Here is a 25,247-nt window from a genome sequence, read left to right as displayed (position 1 = left end):
TCGGAGGCCCGATGAGTTGGCGCGCCGCCGCAGCGGGTTTCCTGCTGGCCGCCGTACCCGGGCCGGTGCCGGCCGACCGGGACGCCGTTCTGCTGAGCTGGACACGGCCGACCGCGGCGAGCATGGCGGCCTGGTCCACGGCCCGGGCCGACCGGGCGGCGTGGGCGGCGTACGCCTTCGACTGGTCCACCGACGACTGCACCCGCGCGCCGGAGAGGCCGTTCGGGTTCCGGTTCGGACCGGCCTGCCGGCGGCACGACTTCGGGTACCGCAACTACCGGGCCGCCGGCACCTTCGCGGCGCACCGCAAGCGGCTCGACGAGGCGTTCCGCGCCGACCTGCGGCGCGAGTGCGACGGGCAGCCGCTCATCGAGCAGCCGCCGTGCAACGCGCTGGCCTTCACGTATTTCCACACGGTCCGGTTGACCGGCGTCAGGAGCCGCTGACCGCGTTGGCGAACCGCGCGGCCCCGTCCTCCAGGTCGGGGTGCTCGACCGCGAGGGCCAGCGCCACGATCCGGTCGAATCCGAGCCCGGCGCCGTCCGCGTAGGCCTCGTCGAACGCGGCGTCGCCGAGCGCCGCGCGCAACGACGCCTGCTGCGCCGACCAGAAGGCCCCGAAGGATTCCGTACGCCGGGCGCCCCGCGCGGCCTCCGCCCCGCCGAACAGCACCGCCGCCGTGGCCGGGTCGCCGCCGAGCACGCACCGCACCGCGATGGCCGCCACCGCGTCGGCCGCCGCGCCCCGGAACCCGTGCCGCAGCCGCGACCGCAGCGCCACCACGAGGTGGTCGTGCGCGGCGACCAGGTCACCGCGGCGCAGCGCGACCATGCCGAGCAGCCAGTCGACGGCGCGGCGCCCCCGGTCCTCGGGATGCGCCGCCTCGATCTGCCGGGCCGCGCCGAGCAGCTCGGCGGCCTCGCCGAGCGCGTCCCGGCGCCACAGCAGCTCGGCCAGGGCGAGCACGGCCGGCAGCGCCGCGGCGGGCGCCCCGGACCGCTCGGCCTCGGCTATCACCTGACGGCACTCCCGCTCGGCGACCTCCGCATCGCCGTCCAGGTGCACCCTTTTCGCCGCCAGCGACCGGATCAGCAGCGCCGGGTCGCCGGACGCGCGCGCCTCGGCCTCGGCCCGGGACAGGAGCCGCTCCCGCTCCGGCCGCTCGTCGGCGAGGCCGGCGTGGACCAGGTAGGCCCCGGCCAGCTCGCGCGGCGCGGTGTCGGCGGTGCTGCGCTGGTAGAGCCGGGACAGCAGTTCCCGTCCCTCGCCCGCGCCGCCGTGCTCGCGCCACCACGGGTCCAGCGCGCCGGCCAGGCGCAGGCCCGCGCGGACGTCACCGCTCTTCGCGGCCCAGCGCAGGGCGGTCTGCCATTCGGCCACATAGGGGCTCAGCTCGGTCAGCGAGACGGTGCCGTCGGTGTCGGCGGCGACCCGGTCCAGCGCCCGCATGGCCCAGGACAGGTGGCGGTCCCGCACGTCGCGCTCGTCACCGGCCGCGGCCAGCTGACGGAGGGCGTACGCCCGTACCTGATCGGAGAGCCGGTAGCGCGCGCCCGGCACCACCTCGACGAGCGACTTCTCGGCGAGCTCGGAGAGCGCGCCGAGCGCCTCGGCGCCGCACCACTCGACCGTCGCGAGATCCACCGGGCCGGCGAAGACCGCGAGCCGGCGCAGCAGGTCGGCGGCCCGGCTGCCGAGGGTGCGGTAGGACCAGGCCAGGTTGTTCGTGAGGCTGGCGTGCCGGTCGCCGCCCGCCGCGTCGTTGTCGAGCGCGCCGAGCGGGTCGTCGAGTCGCCGGGCCAGCTGATCGGCGGGGAGCAGCCGGAGCCGGGCCGCGGCCAGCTCGATCGCGAGCGGCGAGCCCTCCAGCCGCGCGGCGAGCCCGGCGAGCTGCTGGTCGCCGTCGCCCGGACGACCGCCCTGCGCGGCCGAGGCACGCTCCCTGAGCAGCGCGAACGCGTCGGCCGGGGCGAGCGGCGGGATCCGCCATACGGTCTCGCCGGGCAGGCCCAGCGGCGCGCGGCCGGTCGCCACCACGTCGAGCCGGCGGCATCGGCTGAGCAGGCGGTGCGCCAGCGTCGCGGTCAGCGCCGGCGCCGCGTCACACGTCTGGATCAGCACCAGCATCCGCCGCTCGGCACACTGCTCCACCAGGGTGTCGATCATCGGACGGCCCGGTTCGGGGCGCAGGCCCAGGGCCGCGGCCAGCGTCGTGGGCAAGCCGTCTGCCGCGGTCGCGGCGTCGATCGTCCAGACACCGCCCGGGTACGCCGGGAGCAGCTGCTCCGCCACCGCGAGAGTGAGCCGGGTCTTGCCCGCCCCGCCCGGACCGACCACGGTGACCAGGCGGTTGTGGCTGATCAGCTCGGCCAGCTCGGCGGACTCGGCGGCCCGGCCGACGAAGTGGCTGTGTGCGGCCGGCAGGTTGTGCCGGGGCGCCTCGGCGGTGCGCGGCCGGGGGAACTCCCGCTCCAGGCCGGGCGCGACGACCTGGTAGATCCGTTCGTCGTCGTCGAAGCCGCGCAGGCGGTAGGCGCCGAGGTCCAGGAGGTCGACCGCGCCGAGCGACGCCGCCGGGCGGTCGCGGGCCGGAACCGTGTAGGCCGCCGTCACCGCGAGCGCGGTCGCCTCCGAGCAGAGGATCTGACCGCCGTGCGCCGCGGCCGACACCCGGGCCGCCCGGTGCACCTCGGCGCTCGCGTACTCCCGGCCGACCGGGACGGCCCGTCCGGTGTGCAGTCCCATCCGGACCCGGGGCACCGCGTCACGCCTCGGCCAGTCGTGGGCGGACAGTCGCCGCTGCGCCTCGACACATGCCGCGACCGCCGCCCCGGCGTCCGCGAACGCGATGAAAAATGAATCACCCTCCGTAAGGAGCTCGACACCACCGAAGTCGGCCAGCACAGCGCGTAGCACTTCACGATGCGCTCCGAGAACCCCCCGATAGGCTTCGCCGAGCATCCGGGCCAGCCGAGTAGAGCCCTCTATGTCAGTGAACATAAAGGTCACCAGCCCACTGGGTAGCTCGCTCCGTCCCGACACGGTGGACCCTCCGCCCCCTTTTTGGAAGTCGCGCCTCATGCTGCCGTATCTCTGAGTCACCGCCCATCGTAGAAACGGACGGTAATCATTTGCCCGCCACGGCCGACCCCTTACGGATTACCTTGATCGCGGTATCGACGCGATGACGTACGGGACTACGCGTCTCGTAACGAAAGAGATCGAAGGCGGAAACGCCGTGATCGGTTAAAAGCGGCGGGCCGTTCGGGTGTACCCGTACGGGTCATGACATCGACACACGGCGCGAGCAGGGGGTCACGGGCCGTCGTCGACGATGGATCTCCGGTGACGGGTCAGCAGCAGCCGCCACCGCCGCAGCAACCACCGCCGCCGGCCGGGGCGGCCTGCGCCGCCGGAATCGCGCCGCCGCGACCCGTCACGGCGACTGTGGACAGAAGCTTCACGGTGTCGGCGTGGCCCTCGGGACAGGACGCCGGGGCGGCGGCCTCGCTCATCGGACGGCTGACCTCGAAGGTGCCGCCACAGGCGCGGCACCGGAACTCATAACGCGGCATCCGACCAGCGTAGGGCCCCTGCGGTGATCCGCGCACAGGGAGTTGCCCACAGGGGCCGCACGACTTCCGCCGGGGGTGACACGAACGGGTAGGGTCGTGGCCGTGACGGAGGCACCCAAGACACCGGCGAAGCGATTCGGGCTGCGCTCGGCGGCACCGCGTCAGCGCGGGCCGCTCGAGAGTTCTGGGGCGGCTCCGGGCGACAAGCCGGAAAAGTCGGGCGCTGTGGCCGTGCCTCCGCCGCCGGCCGCCGAGGCTCCGCGGGTCGGCAAGATGCCCGAAGTCGGGGCGATGCCTGCCGAGAGGGCCACAGCGGACAAGCCGGCCAAGGCGGACGAGCCGCCCGCGTCGGATGCCGCCAAAAAGGATGCGCCGGATAAGTCGGTTACGGACCCCGATTCGGGCGCGACCGCCAATCCCGCGGGAGTCGCCAAGCCCGCGGGAGTCGCCAAGCCTCCGGCCGACGCCAAGCCTGCCGCAGACGCGAAACCTCCGGCCGAGACCAAGGCCGCCGGGGATGCCAAGCCTTCGAGTGACGCCGGCGATACCAAGCTTTCGGGTGAGGCCAAGGCCGCCGCTGGAGATGCCAAGACGCCAGCCGGTGACGACAAGGGCTCCGGGGACAAGGCTGCCGGGGACACTGCCAAGGCTGCGGCCGCTGTGGCGCCTGCCGCTGCGGCGACCCGGCGGTTCCGGCCTCTGCGTGCTGTGGGGCGGGCCGGGCGTGCCACCGGGCGATGGGCCAAGGGGCCCAGTGGCCGGGTCGTCATTCCGGGCGTCGTGATCGTCGGGTTGGTGGTGCTGGCCGGGAGTTCGGGGGCTTACCTCGTACCCAAGGCTCTGGAAGCCGCACCCACGCCCAGCGCGACGCCCGCATTCGGCGGATCGGCCGCGCCCGCGGCCTCCGGCTTCCCCGGCGACCCGGCGGCGAACACCGGCCTGCCCGGCGCGGGACTGCCCGGTGGCGGACAGCCGACCGGCGGGCTGCCGACCGCTGGACTGCCCGGCGCTGGACTGCCCGGCGCCGGACAGCCGACGGGCGGATTGCCGACGGGTGGGCTGCCGACCGGCGGGCTGCCGACCGCCGGTGCCACCGGACTGCCCGGCATCCCGACCACCGGCCTGCCCACGGCCGGCGTCACCGGCATCCCGACCACGCAGCCCGCGGTGCCCGGCGGGCGGCCCGCCGACGCGCTGGCGGCCTGGGCCGGCCAGGTCGGCACCCAGATCGGCATCCCGGTCGTGGCGGTGCAGGCCTACGGGTACGCGGAACTCGTCACCGCCCGGACCACGCCCTCCTGCCACCTGAGCTGGACCACGCTCGCCGCGATCGGCAAGGTCGAGTCGGACCACGGCAGCGCGAACGGCGCGGTGCTCGGCGTCGACGGCGTCTCCACCCCGTCGATCTACGGCCTTCCGCTGGACGGTCAGGGCGGCCGCCAGATGATCCGAGACACCGATCAGGGCCGGCTCGACAACGACACCACCTACGATCGGGCGATCGGCCCGATGCAGTTCATCCCGGCCACCTGGAACGAGACCGCCGTCGACGCCGACAACGACGGCGTGAAGAACCCGAACGACATCGACGACGCGGCGCTGACCGCTGCGGCGTACCTCTGCAAGGGCGGGCGTGACATGGCCCGGCCGCAGTCCTGGTGGGACGCGATCCTGTCGTACAACGCCCTGCGGCCCTACGCGCAGAAGGTCTTCGAACAGGCGGACGACTACGGGCGCCGCAGCAAGGGCTGACTCTCGGTGAGCAGATTGCGGTGAGCACTTCCCTGTTGGTCACGTAAACGGCACGATGTACGGGTGAGGGTGCGTGAATGGGATCCACGCTCCGCGTCCGCGGCCGAGATCCAGTCGCTCGTGGAGACGGTGAACGCCGCGATGGCCGCTGATCTCCCCGACGATCCACCCTGGCGCGACACGCAGGTCAGGGACTATCTGGCCGAGACCATGCCCGGCGAACGCCGGATCACCTGGGTGGTCGAGGACGACCGCGTTCCCGAGGGCGAGGGCGAGATCTTCGCCCACGTGAACGTCCTGCTGCTCGGCGACATCGGCGTGCTGGAGATCCTGGTCCGCCCCGATCTGCGCCGCCGCGGCCTGGGCAGCCAGCTCGTCGGCGTGGCGGCCCGCCGGGCGTACCTGGAAGGTTTCACCTCGATCGGGGTGGAGGCCATCGGCGGCACCCCGGCCATCGGGTTCTACGAGTCGCTCGGCTTCGAGCGGGAGTATGTCGAGACCCGCAGCGTCCTCAACCTGGAGGCGGTCGACTGGCTCGCGCTGGGCGCCATGGCGAGCGGCATCAGCGCCGGTTACCGCATCGAATACCACCCCGGCGGCCCGCCGGAACCGCTGCTGGAGGCGTACGCACAGGCGAAGGCCGAAGCCCAGAACGACGACGACGACCTCGACCTGGCGCCTCGTTCATCCGACCCGCAGCGCCTTCGCGAGTCGATCGAAACGCTTCACAAGCGGGGTCTCAAGCCGTACATCGTGCTCGCCATCCACGAGTCCACCGGCGCGGTGGCCGGCCTCACCGAGGTGGTCGTGCCCGCCCAGCATCCCGAGCGGGCCGACCAGTACGACACCATCGTGGTGCGCGAACACCGGGGGTACGGCATCGACCGCGCCATCAAGGCCCGGATGCTGTTCGAACTGCGCGCCGCCGAGCCCGGCCTGCGCCAGGTCCAGACGTGGAACGCCCAGCACAACGAGTCGATGCTGAAGGTGAACGCCGAGCTCGGCTACCAGTCCGACCGCGACTGGTTCGAATACATCGCCGACGTGGGCCACCTCGTCCAACGCTTAGAGCCGTAGCCACCCCGCGACCTCGGAGGCCCAGTAGGTGAGGGTGATCTGGGCGCCGGCCCGTTTGATCGAGGTCAGCGACTCGAGGATCACCCGGTCGCGGTCGATCCAGCCGTTCGCCGCGGCCGCCTCGACCATGGCGTATTCGCCCGACACCTGGTAGGCCGCCACCGGTACGGTGACCCGCTCCCGGATCGCGGCGATCACGTCGAGGTAGGGCAGCGCCGGCTTCACCATGACGATGTCCGCGCCCTCGGCCACGTCGAGGTCGACCTCGCGCAGCGCCTCGCGCAGGTTCGCCGGGTCCTGCTGGTACTGCCGCCGGTCGCCCTTGAGCGTCGACTCCACGGCCTCGCGGAACGGCCCGTAGAAGGCGCCCGCGTACTTGGCGGAGTAGGCGAGGATGCCGACGTCCTGGAAGCCGGCCTTGTCGAGCGCCCTGCGGACCACGCCGATCTGGCCGTCCATCATCCCGGACGGGCCGACCATGTGGGCGCCGGCCTGTGCCTGCGCCACGGCCATCTCGGCGTAGATCGCCAGGGTGGCGTCGTTGTCGACGGACCCGTCGGCGGCCAGCACGCCGCAGTGCCCGTGCGAGGTGAACTCGTCGAGGCAGAGGTCGCTCATCACGACGGTGTCGTCGCCGAACTCGCGGCGCAGGTCGCGGACGCCGACGTTGAGGATGCCCTCCGGGTCGAGCCCGGCCGAGCCGGTCTCGTCCTTGTCGGAGTTGTCCGGCACGCCGAACAGCATGAGCCCGCCGACGCCGGCGCTGACCGCCTCGTGCGCGGCCTTCAGCAGCGACTCCCGGGTGTGCTGGTAGACGCCGGGCAGCGAGCTGATCGGCTTCGGCTCGCTGATCCCGTCCTTCAGGAACATCGGGAGGATCAGCTCGGCGGGCGCGATCCGGGTCTCCTCGACCAGGCGGCGGATCGCCGGGGTGCGCCGCAGCCGGCGCGGGCGGATGTCGGGGAAGGACATCAGGCACTCCTGACAGGAAATAGAAGAGCGCGCCGGGCGGACACCCGGCGCGCTCTCACATGACTCAGCGGAACCGCAGCGCGGTCGGCCCCTGGACCTTGGAACCGCGGCGCTGCTTGGCCGGCATGGCGGCCAGCTTCTCGCGCAGCTCCAGGGCGTATTCGGCGAGGGCCTCGACCAGGTCCGGCACCGAGGCGTTCTGCGGCTGGGTGTCGACCCGGAGGCCGAACTCGACGGCGGTCTCGGCCGTCTTCGGGCCGATCACCGCGACGACCGTGCGGGCGTGCGGCTTGCCGGCGATGCCGACCAGGTTGCGGACGGTCGAGGACGAGGTGAAGAGCACCGCGTCGAAGCCACCCGACTTGATCGCGTCGCGGATCTCGGCGGGCGGCGGGGCGGCCCGGACGGTCCGGTACGCCGTCACGTCGTCGACCTCCCAGCCGCGCTCGATGAGCCCGGCCGCGAGGGTCTCGGTGGCGATGTCGGCGCGGGGCAGCAGCACCCGGCCGACCGGGTCGAGGATCTCGTCGTGCGGCGAGAACTCGGCGAGGAGGCCCTCGCTGGACTGCTCGCCGGCCGGGATCAGCTCGGGCTGGATGCCGAAGGCGCGGACCGCCTCGGCGGTGGCCTCACCGATGCAGGCGATCTTCACGCCGCCGAAGTGGCGGGCGTCGAGGCCGTGCTCGGCGAACTTCTCCCAGACCGCGCGGACCGCGTTCACCGAGGTGAAGATCACCCAGGCGTACCGGCCGTCGACCAGGCCCTTGACCGCGCGCTCCATCTGCGCCGGGGTGCGGGGCGGCTCGACCGCGATGGTCGGCACCTCGCACGGGATGGCGCCGTACGCCCGCAGCCGCGCGCTCATGGCGCCGGCCTGCTCCTTGGTCCGCGGTACGAGGACCTTCCAGCCGTACAGCGGGCGGTTCTCCCACCAGCTCATGGTGTCGCGCTCGGCCACGTCGGAGCCGACGGTGAGGACCACCCGGCCGGTGAAGCCGAGCGCCGCCGCGACGAAGCTGTCCACGGTCGAGGTGGTGGTGTACTGCGTCTCGCCGGTGCCGTCGCCGGTCACGCCGACCGGGACGCCCGGCTCGACGCCGGCGGCCAGCAGTCCGTCGCGGACGGCGGCGAGGTCACCGGCGTCCACGGCCACGGCGAACGAGCCCTTCTGGGCCGCGCCGGCCAGCGCGTCGAAGTCGAGCGTGGTGATGTCGTCCACGTCGGCGGCGATCCGCACGCCGGGCAGCGGGACGCCGGCGTACGCCGCGACGCCCTCGGCCTGGCCGATGCCGGGGATCACCTCGAAGTGCACGGCGGTCCGCGCGACCGCCTGCACCTCCTTCACCACCGACTCGTGGCCGAACGGGTCACCGGCGACCAGGTGCACGGCGGAGAGGCCGGACTTGGCGGCGGAGAGGAGCACCTTGGCGACGTCGCCGGGCGCGCCCTCGGCGGGGCTGAACTGGGCGTCCTCCTTGGCGTCGGAACGGATCGCGCTCAGCAGTGACTCGGGCACGCCGCGGTCGTAGACCACCTGGTCGGCATCGGTCAGCGCCGCGTACGCGCGACGGGTCAGCAGCTCCGGGTCGCCGGGTCCGGCGCCGATGAACGCGATGCGTCCGGCTGGCTTACGGGCGGTGCGGGTGGTCATTCTGTGCTCCCCATCAGGGTATCGGCGCCGGCGTCGAGGAGATCGGTGGCGAGCGCCTTGCCGATCTCCGCCGCGCCGGCGGGCGTTCCGGTGCGCGACAGCCGGATGGCTCGAACCCCATCCGGGCTGATCACCGCACCGCGCAGGTATATCTCGTCGCCGCTCTCACCTTCCGCGAGCTCGGCATATGCGGCGACCGGGGCGGAGCACCCGGCCTCCAGCGTGGCAAGCATCGCCCGCTCCGCCAGGACGGCGGCACGGGTCGGTGCGTGGTCGAGTACGGCCAGCAGCTCGACCAGGTCAGCGTCGCCGGCCCGGCACTCCACTGCCAGCGCGCCCTGGGCCGGGGCGGGCAGCATGAGCATCGGGTCGAGCGTCTCGGTGATCTCCGCGGTTCGCCCGAGACGCGCCAGGCCGGCCCGGGCGAGGACGACCGCGTCGAGGTCGGCCTCAGGGCCGTGCACCCGAGCGATCCGCGTATCCACATTCCCCCGAATCGGCGTGACCTGCAACTCTAGGCCGAGAGCCCGCAGTTGCGCGATTCGGCGCACCGCACCGGTCCCGATCTTGGAACCGGGTGGGAGCTCGGCGAGGGACAGGCCGTCCCGGGCGATGAGCGCGTCCCGCGGGTCCTCCCGGGGCGGCACGGCCGCGATGTGCAGCCGCGGGTGGTCGCCGGTCGGCAGATCCTTGTACGAGTGGACAGCGAAGTCGATCTCGTCGGCGAGCAGCGCGTCGCGCAGGGCGGACACGAAGACGCCGACGCCGAGCTGGGCCACCGGCGCGGAGGACCGGTCGCCGGAGGTGAGGATGCGGACCAGCTCCACCGGGCGGCCGGTGGCGGCGGTCAGCGCGTCGGCGACCATCTGCGACTGGGTGAGCGCCAGGGCGCTCCCCCGGGTGCCAAGACGAAGCGGTGTGGTCACGCCTTCCCCCCGATCTCGGGCACCGCGTCCGCGTGCGTGGCGAGCGGCACGTCCAGGTCGAACAGTTCTCGCAGCAGAGCGGCGTACTGATCTCCGCCGGGCTCGGCGGCGAGCTGACGCACCCGGACCGTCGGCGAGTGCAGCAGCTGCTGCACGACCCGGTGGAGGGTACGGGAAACGTCGGCCCGCTGCTCCTCGGTGAACTCCGGCCGCCGGGAGATCAGCTTGCGCATCTCGGCCGAGACGACGTCCTCGGCGCGGGTCCGCAACGCCGCCACGGTAGGCGCGATCTCGGCGCCGCGCAGCCAGCCGAGGAAGTTGTCCACCTCACCGGCGACGATCTGCTCCACGGCCGCGGTCTCGGCGGCGGCGGGCAGCGCCCGGCGGCTCGCGGCGAGGCCGTCGATGTCGACCACGACGAGGCCGGCCAGGTCGGCGGCGTCCGGCGCCACGTCCCGTGGCACGGCGAGGTCGAGCACGACCAGCGGGTGGGCCGATCCGGAACGGCCCGCGAGGGCCGCCTCGAGACGGTCCCGGGTCAGCACCGGCTCGGTGGAGGCGGTCGCGCTGACCACGATGTCCACCTCGCCGAGGGCCGTCTCCAGCTCCTCGAAGGGGACCGCGGTGGCGCCGTACGCCTCGGCGAGCCGGTCGGCGCGCTCCAGGCTGCGGTTCGTGATCCGCAGCGGGCCCACGCCGGTACGCGTGAGGGTCGCCACCGACAGGGCGCCCATCGCACCCGCGCCGATGACCAGGGCGGACCGTCCGGTGAGGTCGCCGCCGAGGTGGTCGGCGGCGACGTCGAGGGCGGCGGTCACGACGCTCTGCCCGGCCTTGTCGATGCCGGTCTCGGCGTGCGCCCGCTTGCCGACCCGCAGCGCCTGCTGCATGAGCTCGTGGAGCAGCCGGCCGGCCGAGTCCACCTCGGTCGCCGCGTGATAGGCGTCGCGCAGCTGCCCGAGGATCTGCGCCTCGCCGACGACCATCGAGTCGAGGCCGGACGAGACCCGGAACGAGTGCTGGACCGCCGCCTCGCCGTAGTGCACGTAGAGGTGGCCGGCGAGCTCGCTGGCCGGGATGCCGGAGTGCTCGGAGAGCACGTTGCAGATGTCGCCGAGCCCACCGTGAAACCCGGAGACGGCCGCGTAGACCTCGACCCGGTTGCAGGTGGAGACCACGACGGCCTCGCCGACGTACGGCTGGGCCACCAGTTTCTGCAGCAGGCCGGGGACGGCGGACTCGGGGATGGCGAGCCGTTCGAGGGCGGCGACGTCGGCGGTGCGGTACGAGGCACCGATGCTGAGAAGATTCACGACCCGAACGCCTCCTGGTTGCCCGCGGCGGCGGACCGGCCGCCCGGGAGCGCGGTCAGAGACGCCTTGCGGTGCTCATGGAACGAAAGGATCTGCAGCTCTATGGCCAGATCCACCTTACGAACATCAACATTCGGGGGCACCGAGAGCACTCCCGGCGCGAAGTTCAAGATGCTCGTCACACCGGCGGCGACCAGCACGTCGGCGACGGCCTGGGCCGAGCCGGGCGGTGTCGCTATCACGCCGATGGCGAGCGACTCCTCGGCCGCGACCTCGCTCAGCTCGTCGATGTGACGCACGGTGAGACCGTTTATCCGCTCGCCGACCTTGCTCGGGTCGGCGTCGAAGAGGGCCACCACCCGGAAGCCACGGCTCGCGAAGCCGGCGTACCCGGCCAGCGCGTGTCCCAGGTTGCCGACCCCGACCAGGCAGACCGCCCGGTTCTTGTCGAGGCCCAGGATGTACTCGATCTGATCGATCAGCAGGGCGACGTCGTAGCCGACGCCACGGGTGCCGTACGACCCGAGGTGGGAGAGGTCCTTGCGGAGCTTCGCGGAGTTCACTCCGGCCGCGGCCGCGAGACCCTCGCTGGAGACGGTCTCGGCGCCGGTCTCGGCGAGGTGATGGAGTGCCCGGAGGTATTCGGGCAGCCGCGCGATCGTCGCCTCCGGGAGGTCCGGGAAGGCCGGGACGCCACCGGCATCGCCGGGCGTGCTTCCTTGACGCTGCTGACTCATCTGACTCCGTGCCGACGAGGCGAACCTGCGGTGAGCCCTGTCTGTGCGATACCGGTGAAACCCGCGTGGGGCGGCTGTGGTAGCGGGGCCCGCTCGCGTCACAGAGTAGGCGCTTGTGAAGGCGTGCACAAATCGCGATCTTGTCGGGACAATTGGACAAGATCGACCCGGCTGTGTTAGCCGAGCCGACCTGTGAAGTATTACCGAGCGACCCCCGCCAGGGCCACCTGACTCAGAGTGACATGGCCTTCTCCACGGCCGCCACCAGCGTGTCGGCGACCGGATAGCCCGAGGCGCGCAGCCGGTCCGGGTCGGTGAACCCGCCGGTGTAGAGCACCGCGGCGCCGCCCACCGACTCGGCCGCGTACGCGTCGTCCAGCGAGTCGCCGATCATCACGACCGCGCTGCCCTCGACGCCGAGCTCGGCGAGGTGCCGGGCCAGGTGGCCGGCCTTCAGGTCGCCGCCCACCTCGGTGCGCAGCCCGTCGATCCGGGTGAAGACGCCGGCCAGGCCGTACGTCTCGACGGCCGGGACCAGCTCGCTGTGGAACCACATGGAGAGCAGCGACTGGGTGCCCGGCCAGGTCTTGATCGCGGCCATCGCGTCGGCGGCGAGCGAGATGTCGGTGAGGCCCAGCCGGTACGCGTCGTGGAAGATCCGGTCGAGCCGGCCGAACTCCTCCTCGTCCACCGCGCGGCCGAGCATCTCGGCGTAGAACTCGGCCACCGGGCGCCGGAAGGCCCGCCGGTGCTCGTCGGCGCCGACGCTGCGGGCGCCGACCGAGCCGAAGGCCGTGTTGGTCGACGAGACCACCAGGTGGAGGTCGTCGAGAAGGGTGCCGTTCCAGTCCCAGACCAGGTGCTTAGCTGTCACGGTCAGCCAAGTTACAGGCGGGGCTCCCCCGGCTGTCGAGCCAGATCGCGCAGCAGGCGCTCCTCCTCGATGCGCCAGTACCCGTGCTCCTCGCCGTCCAGCAGCAGCACCGGAACCCGGTCGCCGTAGTCGCGCTCCAGCTCGATGTCCGAGTCGACGTCGACCTTGGTCCACTGCTGCGGGGCGATCCGGTCGAGCGTCTGCTCGGCGACCTCGCAGAGGTGACAGCCGGCCCGGCTGATCAGGGTGAGACGGTTCATAGCTCCTTCTTCCGCACCTTGCCGATCGGCGACCGCGGCAGCTCGGGCACCAGCTCGATGCCGGGCAGCTTGTACCGGGCCAGCCGGGCCGCGCACCACACCTGCAGCTCGGCCACGCCCGGCGGCGGGTCACCGGCGGGCACCACGTACGCGTGCGGCCGCTCGCCGGTCTCCGGGTCGGGCAGGCCGACCACGGCGGCGGCGGCCACCCGCGGATGCCCGTCCAGCACCCGTTCTATCTCGGCCGGGTAGACGTTGAAGCCGTTCACCAGGATCAGCTCGCCGAGCCGGTCGACGAGCACGAGGTCGCCGTCGCCGTCGGCGTAGGCCACGTCCCCGGTGGGCCACCAGCCGTCCGGGCCGGGACCGCCGGCGCCGTCCGGCCAGTAGCCGCGGAAGAGGTTCGGCCCGCGCACCACGATCTCGCCCGGGTCGGTGCCGGCCGAGGCGGCGACGTCGATGTCCAGCTCGGCCAGGTCGTCCTCGACCGAGGCGGTGCCGTCGCGCCAAAGCTCGGCGCCGGAGCGGCTGCGCAGCGTCAGCTCGACGCCGGGCAGAGGCCGGCCGATCGAGCCGCTCTTGTCCCGGTGACTGACCGCCGTGGTGGTCAGCACCGGGGCCGTCTCGGTCAACCCGTACCCGATCAGGATGCTCTTGCCGGTCATCTCCCGGAAGCGCGCCGCGACGCCGCGTGGCAGCGGCGCCGCGCCGCACACGGCCGTGCGCAGGCTGCGCAGCGCGTCGCCCGCTCCCGGCGCCGACGTCCAGGCCTGGTACATCCCGGGGACGCCGACCGCGACGGTCACGCCGTGCCGGGCGATCAGCTCGAGCGTCGGCTCCGGCTCGAAGCGCTCGGCGAGCACGCCGGTGGCGCCGCGGTGCGCGACCGTGCCGAGCCCGGTGTTCAGCCCGTAGGCGTGGAAGAACGGCACCGCGAGCAGCACCACGTCGTCCGGGCCGACCACCGGCGGCTCGATCCGGTCCAGCTGGTCGTGGTTCGCCGCGAGCGCCGCGTGCGTGAGCATGGCGCCCTTCGGGCGGCCACTCGTCCCCGAGGTGTAGAGCAGGACCGCGAGATCTTCGGCCTTCACCTCCGGCAGGGTGCCGTCCCCGGCCTGGAGATCCATGGGTACGCGGGGAGCGGTCACCAGGCGCAGCCGGGGCGGTCCCGCGGGCTCGCCGACGACCAGCACCGCGCCCGAGTCGAGAACGGCGTGATCGATCTCGGCGGCCGTGTAGCCCGGGTTCAGCGGGACGGCGACGCGGCCGGAGCGCAGCACTCCGAAGTAGGCGATCGCGAAGTCCACGGTGTTGCCGAGGACCAGGGCCACCCGGTCGCCCGGCGCGGTGCGCGCGGCCGTCCAGTGCGCGGCCGTGGAGACGCGGCTGTCCCATTCCGACCATGTGAGGACCGCGTCGCCGGCGATCAGGGCGGGCCGGTCGGGGTGGCGACCGGCGGCCTCGGCGACCGGATCGCGGGCGGGTTCCTCCACGAGGCCCGAGTCTGGCACAAACCCGCCCTGGACGGGGACGGCGGACAGCAGGTCCGTCGGTTCCGGTACCGGCCGGGCCAGCCTGGGGTCGACGTCGGACGCCACAAAGATCCGTTTCGCGGCTTTGCGCGCAGCGCACATGTTGTGCGACTCCGTGTGTCCGGTGTCGGTGATACTTCCGTCTGCGTAACGGAATCCACACCAACGGGTGAGGTCAACCGGCTTTTCCAGCGGGTTGCCCCACCCCTTTTGTTGTGAGTGACCACCCTCATCCCGAGGAGGCCGCTGTGCCACACAAAGCACGGAATCATGGCGAATTCATGTCTGGCGGGACTGATTCGCGATCGTCACAGGCCCGCCGGGTTGAGGAGGCGAAGTGACTCATGCGTACGGCGATGCTCGGCTCGCGCTCAATGGAGGACTGAACGCCCTGCGCGAGTCCTTGGACGGCATGATCGTCAACGCCATCCGCGGTGACAGCCCGAAGCAGACCGGCAGCCGCCGGACGCCGAACGGGCCGCCGGCCGTCACCCAGCCGCACGGAGGCAACGGCAAGTTCGGCGGCCGCGTCGGCTCGCCGCGGCCTCCCGCCCAGCCGACCGCCGGCCAGCGGTCGAACATCGGCGAGAACGAGACGGCGGTCGGTGACCACACCGTGGTCCTGCCTCAGCAGAGCACCACCGGGCCGCCCACCGAGACGGCGCCGCCGAAGCATCCGGCCCGCCCGGACCGGGACGACCCGGCCGCGCAGGTATGGGCGCTGGTCGAGCGTGCCCAGGCCGGCGAGGCCGAGGCGTTCGGGCTGATCTACGACCGGTACGTCGACACCGTCTTCCGGTTCGTCTACTTCCGGGTCGGCAACCGGCAGCTCGCCGAGGACCTGACCTCGGACACCTTCCTGCGCGCCCTCAAGCGGATCGGCAGCTTCACCTGGCAGGGCCGGGACCTCGGCGCCTGGCTGGTCACGATCGCCCGGAACCTGGTCGCCGACCACTTCAAGTCGGGCCGGTACCGCCTCGAGGTCACCACCGGCGACGTCCTCGACGCCGACCGCGAGGACCGCGGCCCGGAAGGCAGCCCGGAGTCGGCAGTGGTCGACCACATCACCAACGTGGCCCTGCTCACCGCGGTCAAGCAGCTCAACCCGGAGCAGCAGGAGTGCATCGTGCTCCGGTTCCTCCAGGGCTTCTCGGTGGCCGAGACCGCGCAGACCATGGGCAAGAACGAGGGCGCCATCAAGGCTCTGCAATATCGGGCCGTCCGAGCGCTCAACCGGCTCCTGCCGGAAGGGTTCCAGTCTTGATCTCGCGCTCCCGGATGTCGATCTCCGATACCCGATGGCACCCCCTCGCACCCGTAACCGGGGCCGCGTGTCGCGCGTTTGTCCGGATGCGACCCGGGACCGGTGAATCCGTCCCGGTCGCCTACGCCGGCCCGCAGGCCGGCGAGACAGTCACGAGCGAGGGGAGGTGCCCACGGTGAAGTTCGAATTCCTGGACCGCCGGAGCGCCGAGCGCTTCGCGGAACTACTCGACGAAGCCGGCGGCGCACCACGGCACCACACCCGTGGGCAAGCTGACGAAGAGCTCAACCGCCTGGTGGCCATCGGCAACCGCCTCGGCGGGGCCCGGCCCGGCGCGCCTGTCGACTCGGAGTTCCGCGTCGGCCTGCGCGCCATGCTGGTCGCCACGGCCGAACGGGACGGCATCGGCCACGGCGTCGCCCACGACGCCGCACCGGTCGCCGACACCGGCGGCGGAGCACGGCGCTCGATCTTCGGGCGCCGGATCCGGGCCCGGGGCGCGATCGTGATCGGCGTCGCCGCCGGCGCGATGGCGGTCTCCGGGATCTCCGCGGCGAGCGAGAGCGCGTCGCCGGGCGACGCCCTGTACGGGGTGAAACGCTCGACCGAGCGGGCTCAGCTGGCGATCGCCGGATCGGACGTGTCGCGGGGCCAGCTCTCGCTGGACTTCGCCCGCAACCGGCTGGCCGAGGCGGTCGCCATGGACGGCGAGGACCCGGCGTTCCGCACGGTGCTGGACGACATGGACGCCGACACCCGCAAGGGCGTCCGGCTGCTCAACACGTCCGCGGTCTCCAACCAGGACGTCAAGCCGCTGACCACGCTGGACGGCTTCGTCTCGGCGCAGCGCAAGGCATTCCAGCCGGCCGTCGGCCGGCTCTCCCCGGGCAACCGGGACAGGGCCGCCGCGTCGCTGGCGCTCCTGGAGGACGTGGCGGAGCGCACCGAACAGCTCCGGACCGGCCTGGACTGCGCGAAGGTCACGCCGAGCGGCTCGGACGAGCTCGGGCCGAAGCTGCGCGACTGCGGTGGCGGCGACGCCACCGGCACCGGCACCGGGACGCCGACGAAGCCGGGGCACAGCAGCAACGGCGGCAGCAGCGGCAAGGCCCCGGCCAAGACGCAGGGTGACGCCGCGACGCCGAAGCCCGCGAAGAGCGGGGCGAGCGCCAAGCCGGGAGCCTCCGGCGCGGCGACCAAGCCGGGCGCGACCGAGGATCCGGCGGCGCCGAGCGACGCGCCGACGAAGACCGGTTCGCCGAGCCCGTCCGTGACGGTGACGACCCCTCCGGTCGTCGACGACCCGCAGAAGCAGGACGGCGGCGTGCTGGGCGGGTTGCTCGACAACCTGTTCTGATCTGCCTGCGCCCGACGCATGGCGAGGGGCGGTGCCGAAAGTCGTGAGACTTCGGGGCCGCCCCTCACTTGTCACTATAGGACGGTCCGGGCGATTCATTCCAGTGATTCGCAACGATGTGTCACCGTGCGGTCACGGTCCGAACGCGTCGGGCCTCTTTTCGAGCAGCTCGTGCAGGGTGGCCTGGATGGTCTCCCGCACCTGATCGGCGAGGTTGTAGACGACCAGCGGGTCGTCGGCGAACTCGGTCAGGTGAGCCGTCGGGATCGGCTCGCAGAACTGGATGAGCCACTTGCTCGGCAGCGGCACCAGACCGAGCGGGCCGAGCAGCGGGAAGGTCGGCGTCACCGGGAAGTACGGGATGCCGAGCAGCCGGGCCAGCGGCTTCACGTCGGCGAGGATCGGATAGATCTCCTCGGCGCCGACGATCGCGACCGGGATGATCGGGGTGCCGGTGCGCAGCGCCGCCGACACGAACCCGCCCCGGCCGAAGCGCTGCAGCTTGTAGCGCTCGGAGAAGCGCTTGCCGATGCCCTTGAAGCCCTCCGGGAAGACGCCGACCAGCTGGCCGCTCGTCATCAGGCGCTCGGCGTCCGGGTTGCAGGCCACCGTGGCGCCGGCCGCGCGGGCCAGCTCGCTCATCACCGGCATCCGGAACACCAGGTCGGCGCCGAGCAGGCGCAGGTGCCGCTCGGCCGGGTGCTTGTCGCGCATCGCGACGGTCAGCATCAGCGCGTCCAGCGCGAGCGTGCCGGAGTGGTTGCCGACCACCAGGCCCCCACCGTCGGCCGGCACGTTCTCGATGCCGAGCACCTCGGTCCGGAACCAGTCGCGGTAGAGCAGCTTGAGGATCGGCTGGAAGACCGTGTCGGTGAGCTCCGGGTCGAAGCCGAACTCGTCCACTTCGTACGCCCCGGCCAGCCGCCGGCGCAGGAAGGCGAGGCCGTCCGCGACGCGCCGGTCCCAGACGTCCGCCGCGTCCTCGGTGGCCCGCTCCCGCGCGGCGGGCGCCGGGGGCGTCCGCTCCGGGATCGGCCGCTTGCCGTTCACCCGCTGCACCGGCGCCGGGCGCGGCAGCTGGAAGTCGGCGTGTCCGGGAAGCACGTCACGGCGGTACTCGTCCTGACTCACGACCGGTCGCTTCCCACCGGCACACCGTCGGCCGGGGCGGCGTCCGCCGCGGCCCGGACCCGGCGGATGCCGTCGAGGATGGCGTGCTCCGCCGCAGCGAGCCGGTCCACCGTGAGCGTGGAGCCGGCCGCGTGCGCCTGGATGAACTCCTCGAAGGCGGCCGCGGTGGTGCGCGGGGTGAAGCCGAACTCGGCGATCAGACGGGAGGTGTCCACCACCCGACCGTGCACGAAGAGGTCGATCTGGTCCAGCCCGATCTGCTCGACGCCGAGGTTGCGGAGCAGGGACGCGCCGGTGGAGAGCGCCGACTCGGGCAGCGGCAGGGCGATCCGGCCGGCCCGGCGGACCGCCTGGGCGAGCATCAGGACGCCGGCGCCGGCCACGTTGAACGTGCCGGGATGGTCCTCGATCACCGAGCGGTGCAGGACCTCGAGGGCGTCCTCGACGTGGACGAACTGGAGCCGGGCGTCGCGGCCGAGCACGGTCGGCACCACGGGCTGGGCGAAGTAGCGGGTCAGCGAGGTCTCGGCCGTCGAGCTGATCATGGGGGCGAAGCGCAGCACGGTGGCGGCGACCCCGGGGCGGCGCCGGCGGAAGCCGCGCACGTATCCCTCGATGTCGAGGATGTCGCGGGCGAACGGCCCGCGGGGCACGGCACGCGGCTCGGTGTCCTCGGTGAAGACCGCCGGGTCGCGGAAGGACGCGCCGTAGGCGGCCGTCGAGGAGCGCACCACCAGCTTGCGCAGGCCGGGCGCGCCCTGGGCGGCCGCGAGCACCTGCATGGTGCCGATGACGTTCTGTTCCTTCATCGCGGCGCGCCCGTGCTGCGCGTCGGGCACGCTCGTCACCGCGAGGTGGACGACGGCCTCGGCGCCGAGCTCGGCGATGGCTTCGGTGGCCGCGCGCGCGTCGGCCCGGATGTGCTCCACCCCGTCCAGCAGGCCGCGAAGACCTGCCGGAAGGTCGTGGGGGTCCAGGCCGACGACACGATCGATCCGTGGATCAGCGGCGAGACGTGCGGCCACCCGAGCGCCGAGATATCGGCTGACTCCGGTGACCACGACAACGCTGGGCGGTGAGGTCACCACGGGGTGCACCTTTCGATGCGAGCCTCGGAAAGCGGCAAGATCCGGACTCGGCCGGGCGATCCGCCCGGCCGTCCGTCACTTGCCGAGACGGCGACGCTGGACGCGGGTCTTGCGCAGCAGCTTGCGGTGCTTCTTCTTCGCCATACGCTTGCGGCGCTTCTTGACCACGGAGCCCATACGAAAAGCCTCTCGAACCTGTGGGTGGACCACCGCGCCCGAGGGCACGGCCGGTACCGGACTGGACGGCGCCCGGGGCTGTCGCGCCATGGATCAGCGCGCGCACCCGGGAACCAACCGCTCCAGCGTACCGGGGCGGTCGCATCAGGCCAACACGACCCCGGCAGGCGCCGGGGGCGGCCGGTCGTCAGGCGCTCTGCGAGAACGCGCCGCGCAGGTATTCGTGGACCGCGTGCTCCGGCACGCGGAACGACCGGCCGACCCGCACCGCGGTGAGGTCACCGCCGTGCACGAGCCGGTAGACGGTCATCTTGGAAACCCGCATGAGGGCGGCCACCTCGGCCACCGTCAGGAACCGTACCTCCGAGAGTCGTTCCTCGGTCTGGGCTGGACCCGTCATCTCGTCGCACCGATCCTTTCGCAGGCACGTGCGTGTCATCAGAACGGTATCGATACGGCTGTGACCAACGCGATGCGTTCCGTAATTTGCCTACAAAAAGTCAAGTCCGACACACCCGTGATGCGAAGTTTTGACCCTATTGAGTTACTTTCTTTTCGGCAGCGCGAGAGGGCGCTCGGCGATCCGGCGCATCAGGTAGCCGTACCACTGGTCGCCGTAGGGCAGGTAGACCCGGACCGTGTGGCCGCCGGCCGCGAGCCGGGCCTGCTCCTCCGGGCGCACGCCGTAGAGGAGCTGGAACTCGTACTCCCCGGTCGAGCGGTCGAACCAGCGGGCCCGGTCCTCGGCGATAGCGACGAGCCGCGGGTCGTGCGTCGCGACCATCGGGTATCCCTCGCCGGACATCAGGATGTTGAGGCAGCGCACGAACGACTTGTCGACGTCGAGCGCCGACTGGAACGCCACCGACTCCGGCTCGGCGTACGCCCCCTTGCAGAGCCGCACCCGGGAGCCCTCGGCCGACAGCTCCCGGCAGTCCCCCTCGGTCCGGCGCAGATGAGCCTGCAGGGCCACCCCGGTACGCGGGAAGTCCTTCCGCAGCTCCAGCGCCGTCTCGATCATCGCGTCGGTGGTGCCGTGGTCCTCGGCGTCCAGGGTCACCGTGGTGCCGGCCTCGTCGGCGGCCGCGCAGATCGTGTGCGCGTTCTCGTATGCCAGCCTCTCGTCGATCGCCTGGCCGAGCGCGGAGAGTTTGACGCTCACCTCGGCGGCCGGCGTGAGGCCGGCGTCGCGCAGCCGGCCCAGCACCGCCACGTAGCCGTCCCGGACCTCGGCGGCCTGCTCCGCCGACCCGGTGCCGCCGTCCAGGCGGGCCAGCGTGACACCCAGCCCGTCGTCGGCGAGTTCCCTGCTCACCCGCAGGGCCTCGTCGGCGTCCTGCCCGGCGACGAACCGCCGCACGATTCCCTTGCTGACGGGTGCTGACTCGACCAGGCGCTCGAGCCGGGAGGAGCCGGCCGCGGCGAGAAAGAGGGAACGGAGCATGTGCCGAGGGTAACCTCCGGGCGAGTCCGCAAACCCCGCCGCGCTTCATACATGCCCTACCCGGCAACCTGCGGCTACCGTTGTCGGGTGAACTTCGATGCGTACGCCCGGACGGCAGTCGACCTCGTCAACGCCGGACTGGACGATCTCGCCGGGTTACGGGCCCTGTTCTCCGGCGAGCAGGCCTACATGCGGGACCAGGTCGCCGAGAAGGACGTGGTCGCCTTCCGCCGCGCGCAGCGGCGTCTGCGCGAGGTCTTCGAGTACGGCACGTCGGGGCGGGACGCCGAGGCGGTGCGCGAGCTGAACACGATGCTCGAGGCCTACCCGGTGCAGCCGCGCATCTCCGGTCACGACGCGAGCGACTGGCACATGCACGTGACGAGCCGCGGCTCGTCGGTCAGCGCCGAATACCTCGCCGGCGCGGCGTGGGGCCTCTCGGTGTGGCTCTGCGAGTTCGGCAGCGCCCGCTTCGGCATCTGCGCCGACGAGCGCTGCGGCAACGTCTATCTGGACACGTCGTCGAACAACTGCCGGCGCTTCTGCTCGGAGCGCTGCGCCACCCGCTCGCACGTGGCGGCGCACCGCGCCCGCAAGCGAGCGGCGAGCCTCACCCCCGCCTGAGAGCCCCCCGCCTCCCGCCTCCCCCTAGCCCTCGCAGCGATCTAGGCGAGGCCGCGGCAGCGCCGGGCGGCGGGGTGGGTGGTCAGGCTTTGGTGATGGCGGTCTCGGCCGGGGTCAGGTGACGCCTGGCGAACTCCAGCGCCTCGCGCAGGTCGGCCTCGCGCGCCGCCCGGCTGGACGCCTTGCGTGTGTTGATCTCCAGCGCCACCGAGCCGGTGAAGCCGCGCCCGGCCAGCGACCGCAGCAGCTCGGCGCAGGGCTGGTTGCCGCGGCCCGGCACCAGGTGCTCGTCGCGGCCCTCGCCGGTGCCGTCGCCGAGGTGCACGTGACGCAGGCCGGCGCCCATCTTGTCGGCCATCTCCAGCGCGTCGATCCGGGACGCCGCGCAGTGCGACAGGTCGAGCGTGTAGGCGTCGAAGCCGGTTTCGGTGGGGTCCCAGCCCGGCGTGTAGGGCACGAACCAGCGGCCGGCCATCTTCACCGGGAACATGTTCTCCACCGCGAAGGAGATGTCGGGGTGCCGGTCGCGCACCTTCGCGAGGCCCTCCGCGAAGTTCTTCGCGTAGTCGCGCTGCCAGCTGAACGGCGGGTGCACCACCACGGTGGGGGCGCCGAGCGTCTCGGCCAGCTGGGCCGCCTTGACCAGCCGCTCCCACGGGTCGGAGCTCCACACCCGCTGGGTCACCAGCAGGCAGGGGGCGTGAACGGAGAGGACCGGGACGTCGTAGTGGTCGGCCAGTCCCTTGAGGGCGCCGGCGTCCTGGCTGACGGCGTCGGTCCACACCATGACCTCGAGGCCGTCGTAGCCCACCGTGGCCGCCATCTCGAACGCGGCCGCCGTCGGCTCCGGGAAGACCGAGGAGCTGGAGAGAAGCACAGGAACGCGGGAACTCACGCCTCCAAGCGTAGCCGCGTCCGGCACGCCCGGATATATCAGCTCTAAACGGTCATGATCCACCGATGGGCGTACGCTGAGGCGGATGAGCCGCACGCAGCCGCCCGCCGAGGTCCCGCTCGACTTCCCTCGGGAGTGGATCGAGTTCCTCGATCCCGACGACGAACAACATCTCGTCCGCGCCGACCTCACCTGGCTGCTCTCCCGCTGGACCTGCGTGTTCGGCTCCGCCTGCCGCGGCATCGTGCCCGGCCGGGCCGGCGACGGCTGCTGCTCGCACGGCGCCTTCTTCACCGACGCCGACGACGAGAGCCGGGTCCGGTCGGCCGCCGCGAAGCTCAGCCCGCAGACCTGGCAGCACTATCGGCGCGGTTTCAAGAACTACACCGAGATGGATTCGGTCGACGGAACCAAGCCCGCGCGCCGAACTGCCACCCGATCCGGTGACGGCCCGTGCGTCTTCCTGAACGATCCGGACTTCCCGGCCGGCGGCGGCTGCGCCCTGCACGCCCAGGCCCTCCGGGACGGCGTGCACCCGCTCAAGTACAAGCCGGACGTCTGCTGGCAGCTGCCGATCCGCCGGGAACAGGACTGGATCAAACGCGCCGACGGCACGAAGCTCCTCCAGTCCACTTTGACCGAGTTCGACCGGCGCGGCTGGGGTCCCGGCGGCCACGACCTGGCCTGGTGGTGCACCTCGTCCCCGGACGCCCACGTCGGCACCGAGCCGATGTACGTGACGTACGGCCCGGAGCTGACCGAGCTGATCGGCGAGCCGGCCTACGCCAAGCTCGCCGCCCTCTGCGAGGCGCGCCTCAAATCCGGCCTGATCGCCATCCACCCGGCCACCGTGGCAGCCGGCCCGCCGAAGAAGCGGGGCGGCCGCGAGCCGGCCTCACCCCGAGCCGCCCAGAGTTAGAACCCTGGGGCCGCGCACGATGGCTGCCGTTCTCCCACCACACCGCAGGACGAGCAGCGTCGGGTCGTCGGTTCGAACCGGCCGACCTTGCCGAAATCTCGCCCGCGGTGGGCGGCCTTGTACTCCAGCATGCGGACGAACTGCGCCCACCCGGCGTCGTGCACCGACTTGGACAGCCGCAGGGCACGCCCCAAGCCTGCGACACACAAGTCCTCGACGTACACCGCTTGGTTGTCGCGGATGATCCTCGTCGAGAGTTTGTGCTGCCAGTCCCGCCTGGTGTCGGCCACCCGAGCATGAGCACGAGCCACCTCGGCCACCGCCTTGGCTCGGTTGGCGCTTCCCCGCGCCTTGCGGCTGAGCGCCTGATACCGCCGCCGCAGTCGTCGCTCGGCGAGCCGGAGGAACTTCGGCGCCACCACCTTGGTCCCGTCCGAGAACGCCGCGAAACTGATCAACCCGAGGTCGATGCCGACCTCGGTGTCACACCTCGGCAAGCGTTCCTCGTCCACTCGCACGACGAACGACCGGAACTTGGCGTTCTTGGCGAACCGGATCCGCTGCCGCCGGTCCTTGGCCGACCGGAAATTCGGGCGGTTTGTATCGTCGGCCCGCCAGTGAGGCGAAGAAGTAGCGGAAGCCGGCGTTCAGGTCGATGAGTGCCTGCTGCAACATCGCGGTGGACACCTCGACCAGCCAACTGCGCTCGTCGGTCTTCTTCGCCTCCGTGATGACCTGGTGGCTCAGCGCGGCGTCGTCGATTTAAGGAAGGCCCGCGTCGAGGCGGGCCTGTAAGCCGTCGTTGAACACGCGCCGGGCGCACCCGAACGCCTTGGCGAGGAGTTGCTCCTGCCGAGCATCCGGGTACACCCGATAGCGGAATCGCCGCAGCATCCCGCTAGCCTAGCGCCTACTAGGCGTCAAGCAATAGAGGCTACGGCTCGAACTTGTAACCCAAACCACGCACCGTGACGATGTAGCGCGGCGCCGAGGGCTCGGGCTCGACCTTCGAGCGCAGGCGCTTCACGTGGACGTCGAGGGTCTTGGTGTCGCCGACGTAGTCGGCGCCCCAGACGCGGTCGATCAGCTGGCCCCGGGTGAGGACCCGGCCGGCGTTGCGGAGCAGCAGCTCGAGGAGCTCGAATTCCTTGAGCGGCAGCTGGACGCCGGCGCCGTCGACGGTGACGACGTGACGCTCGACGTCCATCCGGACCGGGCCGGCGGCGAGCGTCGGGGTGGTCACCTCGGCCGCCTCGGTGCCCTGGCGGCGCAGCACCGCACGGATGCGGGCGACCAGCTCACGCGGCGAGTACGGCTTGGTGACGTAGTCGTCGGCGCCGATCTCCAGCCCGACCACCTTGTCGATCTCGCTGTCCCGTGCGGTGACCATGATGATCGGTACGGCCGAGCGCTGCCGCAGCTGGCGGCAGACCTCGGTGCCGGACATCTCCGGCAGCATCAGGTCGAGGAGCACGATGTCGGCACCGGTCCGGTCGAACTGCGTGAGGGCGGAGGTCCCGGTCGCGGCGACCGACACCTCGAAACCCTCTTTGCGCAGCATGTACGACAGGGCGTCGGAGAACGACTCCTCGTCCTCGACCACGAGCACGCGGGCCAATGCAGTTCCTTCCGTCGTCGGCAGCCGGGCGTAATACGGTTTTCCGGGTGTTGCGGCGGAG

25 protein-coding genes and 2 pseudogenes are annotated in these 25,247 nt (G+C 72.1%); 7 read left to right on the top strand and 20 right to left on the bottom strand.

Annotation, left to right across the window (positions count from 1 at the left end; all coding sequences use genetic code 11):
* The first annotated feature begins 11 nt into the window (after positions 1-11).
* Entirely contained in the window at positions 12-446 is a 435-nt protein-coding gene (locus AB0G10_RS00705) for a phospholipase (protein WP_360914391.1), read from the top strand.
* Here the strand turns inward: AB0G10_RS00705 and AB0G10_RS00700 are convergent.
* Together AB0G10_RS00700 and AB0G10_RS00695 are read right to left on the bottom strand one after the other, a co-directional pair.
* Positions 433-3,042 (bottom strand): adenylate/guanylate cyclase domain-containing protein, encoded by a 2,610-nt coding sequence (locus AB0G10_RS00700; RefSeq protein ID WP_360914389.1) that lies wholly within the window; start codon positions 3,040-3,042, stop codon positions 433-435. The genes AB0G10_RS00705 and AB0G10_RS00700 overlap by 14 nt on opposite strands.
* Positions 3,043-3,353: 311 nt before the next feature.
* Positions 3,354-3,575: a zinc ribbon domain-containing protein gene (locus AB0G10_RS00695; RefSeq protein WP_360914386.1), complete on the bottom strand. Its 222-nt coding sequence runs from the start codon at positions 3,573-3,575 to the stop codon at positions 3,354-3,356.
* A 1,044-nt stretch (positions 3,576-4,619) separates the two neighbouring features.
* On the opposite strand from AB0G10_RS00695, the pseudogene AB0G10_RS00690 reads away from it, so the two are divergent.
* Together AB0G10_RS00690 and AB0G10_RS00685 are read left to right on the top strand one after the other, a co-directional pair.
* A pseudogene (locus tag AB0G10_RS00690) lies at positions 4,620-5,327 on the top strand (lytic murein transglycosylase); the annotation flags it as partial.
* 63 nt (positions 5,328-5,390) lie between these two features.
* Positions 5,391-6,404, top strand: coding sequence for a GNAT family N-acetyltransferase (locus AB0G10_RS00685; RefSeq protein ID WP_360914383.1), 1,014 nt, complete (start codon positions 5,391-5,393; stop codon positions 6,402-6,404).
* On the opposite strand, the gene hemB is transcribed toward AB0G10_RS00685, so the two are convergent.
* The 8 genes from hemB to AB0G10_RS00645 all read right to left on the bottom strand — a co-directional run bounded on the left by hemB (position 6,393) and on the right by AB0G10_RS00645 (position 14,630).
* The gene (hemB, locus tag AB0G10_RS00680; protein ID WP_360914380.1) at positions 6,393-7,376 is read right to left on the bottom strand and encodes a porphobilinogen synthase; all 984 of its coding nucleotides are present in this window, start codon (positions 7,374-7,376) and stop codon (positions 6,393-6,395) included. The two genes, AB0G10_RS00685 and hemB, sit on opposite strands and share 12 nt — an antisense overlap.
* Positions 7,377-7,440: 64 nt before the next feature.
* Positions 7,441-9,027 carry a uroporphyrinogen-III synthase gene (locus tag AB0G10_RS00675; RefSeq protein WP_127543549.1) on the bottom strand — a complete coding sequence of 529 codons (1,587 nt, stop codon included), beginning with the start codon at positions 9,025-9,027 and terminating at the stop codon, positions 7,441-7,443.
* On the bottom strand, positions 9,024-9,953 hold the full coding sequence (gene hemC, locus AB0G10_RS00670) for a hydroxymethylbilane synthase (protein WP_360914377.1): 930 nt from the start codon (positions 9,951-9,953) through the stop codon (positions 9,024-9,026). The genes AB0G10_RS00675 and hemC overlap by 4 nt, the downstream gene beginning before the upstream one ends.
* Positions 9,950-11,266 carry a glutamyl-tRNA reductase gene (locus tag AB0G10_RS00665; RefSeq protein WP_360914374.1) on the bottom strand — a complete coding sequence of 439 codons (1,317 nt, stop codon included), beginning with the start codon at positions 11,264-11,266 and terminating at the stop codon, positions 9,950-9,952. Before AB0G10_RS00665 ends, hemC begins: the two co-directional genes overlap by 4 nt.
* Entirely contained in the window at positions 11,263-12,003 is a 741-nt protein-coding gene (locus AB0G10_RS00660; RefSeq protein ID WP_360914371.1) for a redox-sensing transcriptional repressor Rex, read from the bottom strand. Before AB0G10_RS00660 ends, AB0G10_RS00665 begins: the two co-directional genes overlap by 4 nt.
* 232 nt (positions 12,004-12,235) lie before the next feature.
* Positions 12,236-12,877: an HAD hydrolase-like protein gene (locus AB0G10_RS00655; RefSeq protein WP_360914368.1), complete on the bottom strand. Its 642-nt coding sequence runs from the start codon at positions 12,875-12,877 to the stop codon at positions 12,236-12,238.
* 11 nt (positions 12,878-12,888) lie between these two features.
* A complete protein-coding gene (locus AB0G10_RS00650) occupies positions 12,889-13,137 on the bottom strand; it encodes a glutaredoxin family protein (RefSeq protein ID WP_360914365.1) in 249 nt (82 codons plus the stop codon).
* The gene (locus tag AB0G10_RS00645; RefSeq protein ID WP_360914362.1) at positions 13,134-14,630 is read right to left on the bottom strand and encodes an AMP-binding protein; all 1,497 of its coding nucleotides are present in this window, start codon (positions 14,628-14,630) and stop codon (positions 13,134-13,136) included. The genes AB0G10_RS00650 and AB0G10_RS00645 overlap by 4 nt, the downstream gene beginning before the upstream one ends.
* 451 nt (positions 14,631-15,081) lie before the next feature.
* On the opposite strand from AB0G10_RS00645, the gene AB0G10_RS00640 reads away from it, so the two are divergent.
* Together AB0G10_RS00640 and AB0G10_RS00635 are read left to right on the top strand one after the other, a co-directional pair.
* A complete protein-coding gene (locus AB0G10_RS00640; protein WP_360917909.1) occupies positions 15,082-15,933 on the top strand; it encodes an ECF subfamily RNA polymerase sigma factor, BldN family in 852 nt (283 codons plus the stop codon).
* 166 nt (positions 15,934-16,099) lie between these two features.
* Positions 16,100-16,945, top strand: a pseudogene (locus AB0G10_RS00635) (DUF5667 domain-containing protein); the annotation flags it as partial.
* Between the two features lie 477 nt (positions 16,946-17,422).
* Here AB0G10_RS00635 and AB0G10_RS00630 read toward each other — a convergent pair.
* The 5 genes from AB0G10_RS00630 to AB0G10_RS00610 form a co-directional block, all read right to left on the bottom strand.
* Positions 17,423-18,421, bottom strand: coding sequence for a lysophospholipid acyltransferase family protein (locus tag AB0G10_RS00630; RefSeq protein WP_360914359.1), 999 nt, complete (start codon positions 18,419-18,421; stop codon positions 17,423-17,425).
* Positions 18,418-19,509, bottom strand: a complete 1,092-nt coding sequence (locus AB0G10_RS00625; RefSeq protein ID WP_360914356.1) for an NAD-dependent epimerase/dehydratase family protein — start codon at positions 19,507-19,509, stop codon at positions 18,418-18,420. The genes AB0G10_RS00630 and AB0G10_RS00625 overlap by 4 nt, the downstream gene beginning before the upstream one ends.
* Before the next feature lie 75 nt (positions 19,510-19,584).
* Positions 19,585-19,686, bottom strand: coding sequence for an AURKAIP1/COX24 domain-containing protein (locus AB0G10_RS00620; RefSeq protein WP_007465623.1), 102 nt, complete (start codon positions 19,684-19,686; stop codon positions 19,585-19,587).
* 187 nt (positions 19,687-19,873) lie between these two features.
* Entirely contained in the window at positions 19,874-20,086 is a 213-nt protein-coding gene (locus tag AB0G10_RS00615) for a helix-turn-helix domain-containing protein (RefSeq protein WP_014447695.1), read from the bottom strand.
* 144 nt (positions 20,087-20,230) lie between these two features.
* Positions 20,231-21,130, bottom strand: coding sequence for a proline dehydrogenase family protein (locus AB0G10_RS00610; RefSeq protein WP_360914353.1), 900 nt, complete (start codon positions 21,128-21,130; stop codon positions 20,231-20,233).
* Between the two features lie 87 nt (positions 21,131-21,217).
* Between AB0G10_RS00610 and AB0G10_RS00605 the strand changes: the two genes are divergently transcribed.
* Entirely contained in the window at positions 21,218-21,754 is a 537-nt protein-coding gene (locus AB0G10_RS00605; protein ID WP_360914350.1) for a CGNR zinc finger domain-containing protein, read from the top strand.
* 82 nt (positions 21,755-21,836) lie between these two features.
* On the opposite strand, the gene AB0G10_RS00600 is transcribed toward AB0G10_RS00605, so the two are convergent.
* Positions 21,837-22,649, bottom strand: coding sequence for a sugar phosphate isomerase/epimerase (locus tag AB0G10_RS00600; protein WP_360914347.1), 813 nt, complete (start codon positions 22,647-22,649; stop codon positions 21,837-21,839).
* Between the two features lie 85 nt (positions 22,650-22,734).
* On the opposite strand from AB0G10_RS00600, the gene AB0G10_RS00595 reads away from it, so the two are divergent.
* Positions 22,735-23,568: a hypothetical protein gene (locus AB0G10_RS00595; protein WP_360914344.1), complete on the top strand. Its 834-nt coding sequence runs from the start codon at positions 22,735-22,737 to the stop codon at positions 23,566-23,568.
* On the opposite strand, the gene AB0G10_RS00590 is transcribed toward AB0G10_RS00595, so the two are convergent.
* The 4 genes from AB0G10_RS00590 to AB0G10_RS00575 all read right to left on the bottom strand — a co-directional run bounded on the left by AB0G10_RS00590 (position 23,565) and on the right by AB0G10_RS00575 (position 25,186).
* Entirely contained in the window at positions 23,565-24,125 is a 561-nt protein-coding gene (locus AB0G10_RS00590; protein WP_360917908.1) for a transposase, read from the bottom strand. The two genes, AB0G10_RS00595 and AB0G10_RS00590, sit on opposite strands and share 4 nt — an antisense overlap.
* Positions 24,052-24,255 carry a hypothetical protein gene (locus AB0G10_RS00585; protein WP_360914341.1) on the bottom strand — a complete coding sequence of 68 codons (204 nt, stop codon included), beginning with the start codon at positions 24,253-24,255 and terminating at the stop codon, positions 24,052-24,054. The genes AB0G10_RS00590 and AB0G10_RS00585 overlap by 74 nt, the downstream gene beginning before the upstream one ends.
* Positions 24,256-24,330: 75 nt before the next feature.
* On the bottom strand, positions 24,331-24,462 hold the full coding sequence (locus tag AB0G10_RS00580; protein WP_360914338.1) for a helix-turn-helix domain-containing protein: 132 nt from the start codon (positions 24,460-24,462) through the stop codon (positions 24,331-24,333).
* A 40-nt stretch (positions 24,463-24,502) separates the two neighbouring features.
* Positions 24,503-25,186, bottom strand: a complete 684-nt coding sequence (locus AB0G10_RS00575) for a response regulator transcription factor (RefSeq protein WP_014447701.1) — start codon at positions 25,184-25,186, stop codon at positions 24,503-24,505.
* Between the last annotated feature and the right edge of the window lie 61 nt (positions 25,187-25,247).

The organism is Actinoplanes sp. NPDC023714 (assembly GCF_040639855.1).
Taxonomy (GTDB): domain Bacteria; phylum Actinomycetota; class Actinomycetes; order Mycobacteriales; family Micromonosporaceae; genus Actinoplanes.
The sequence above is the reverse complement of the archived record's forward strand: the minus strand, read 5'-3'. Positions and strand labels throughout refer to the sequence as shown.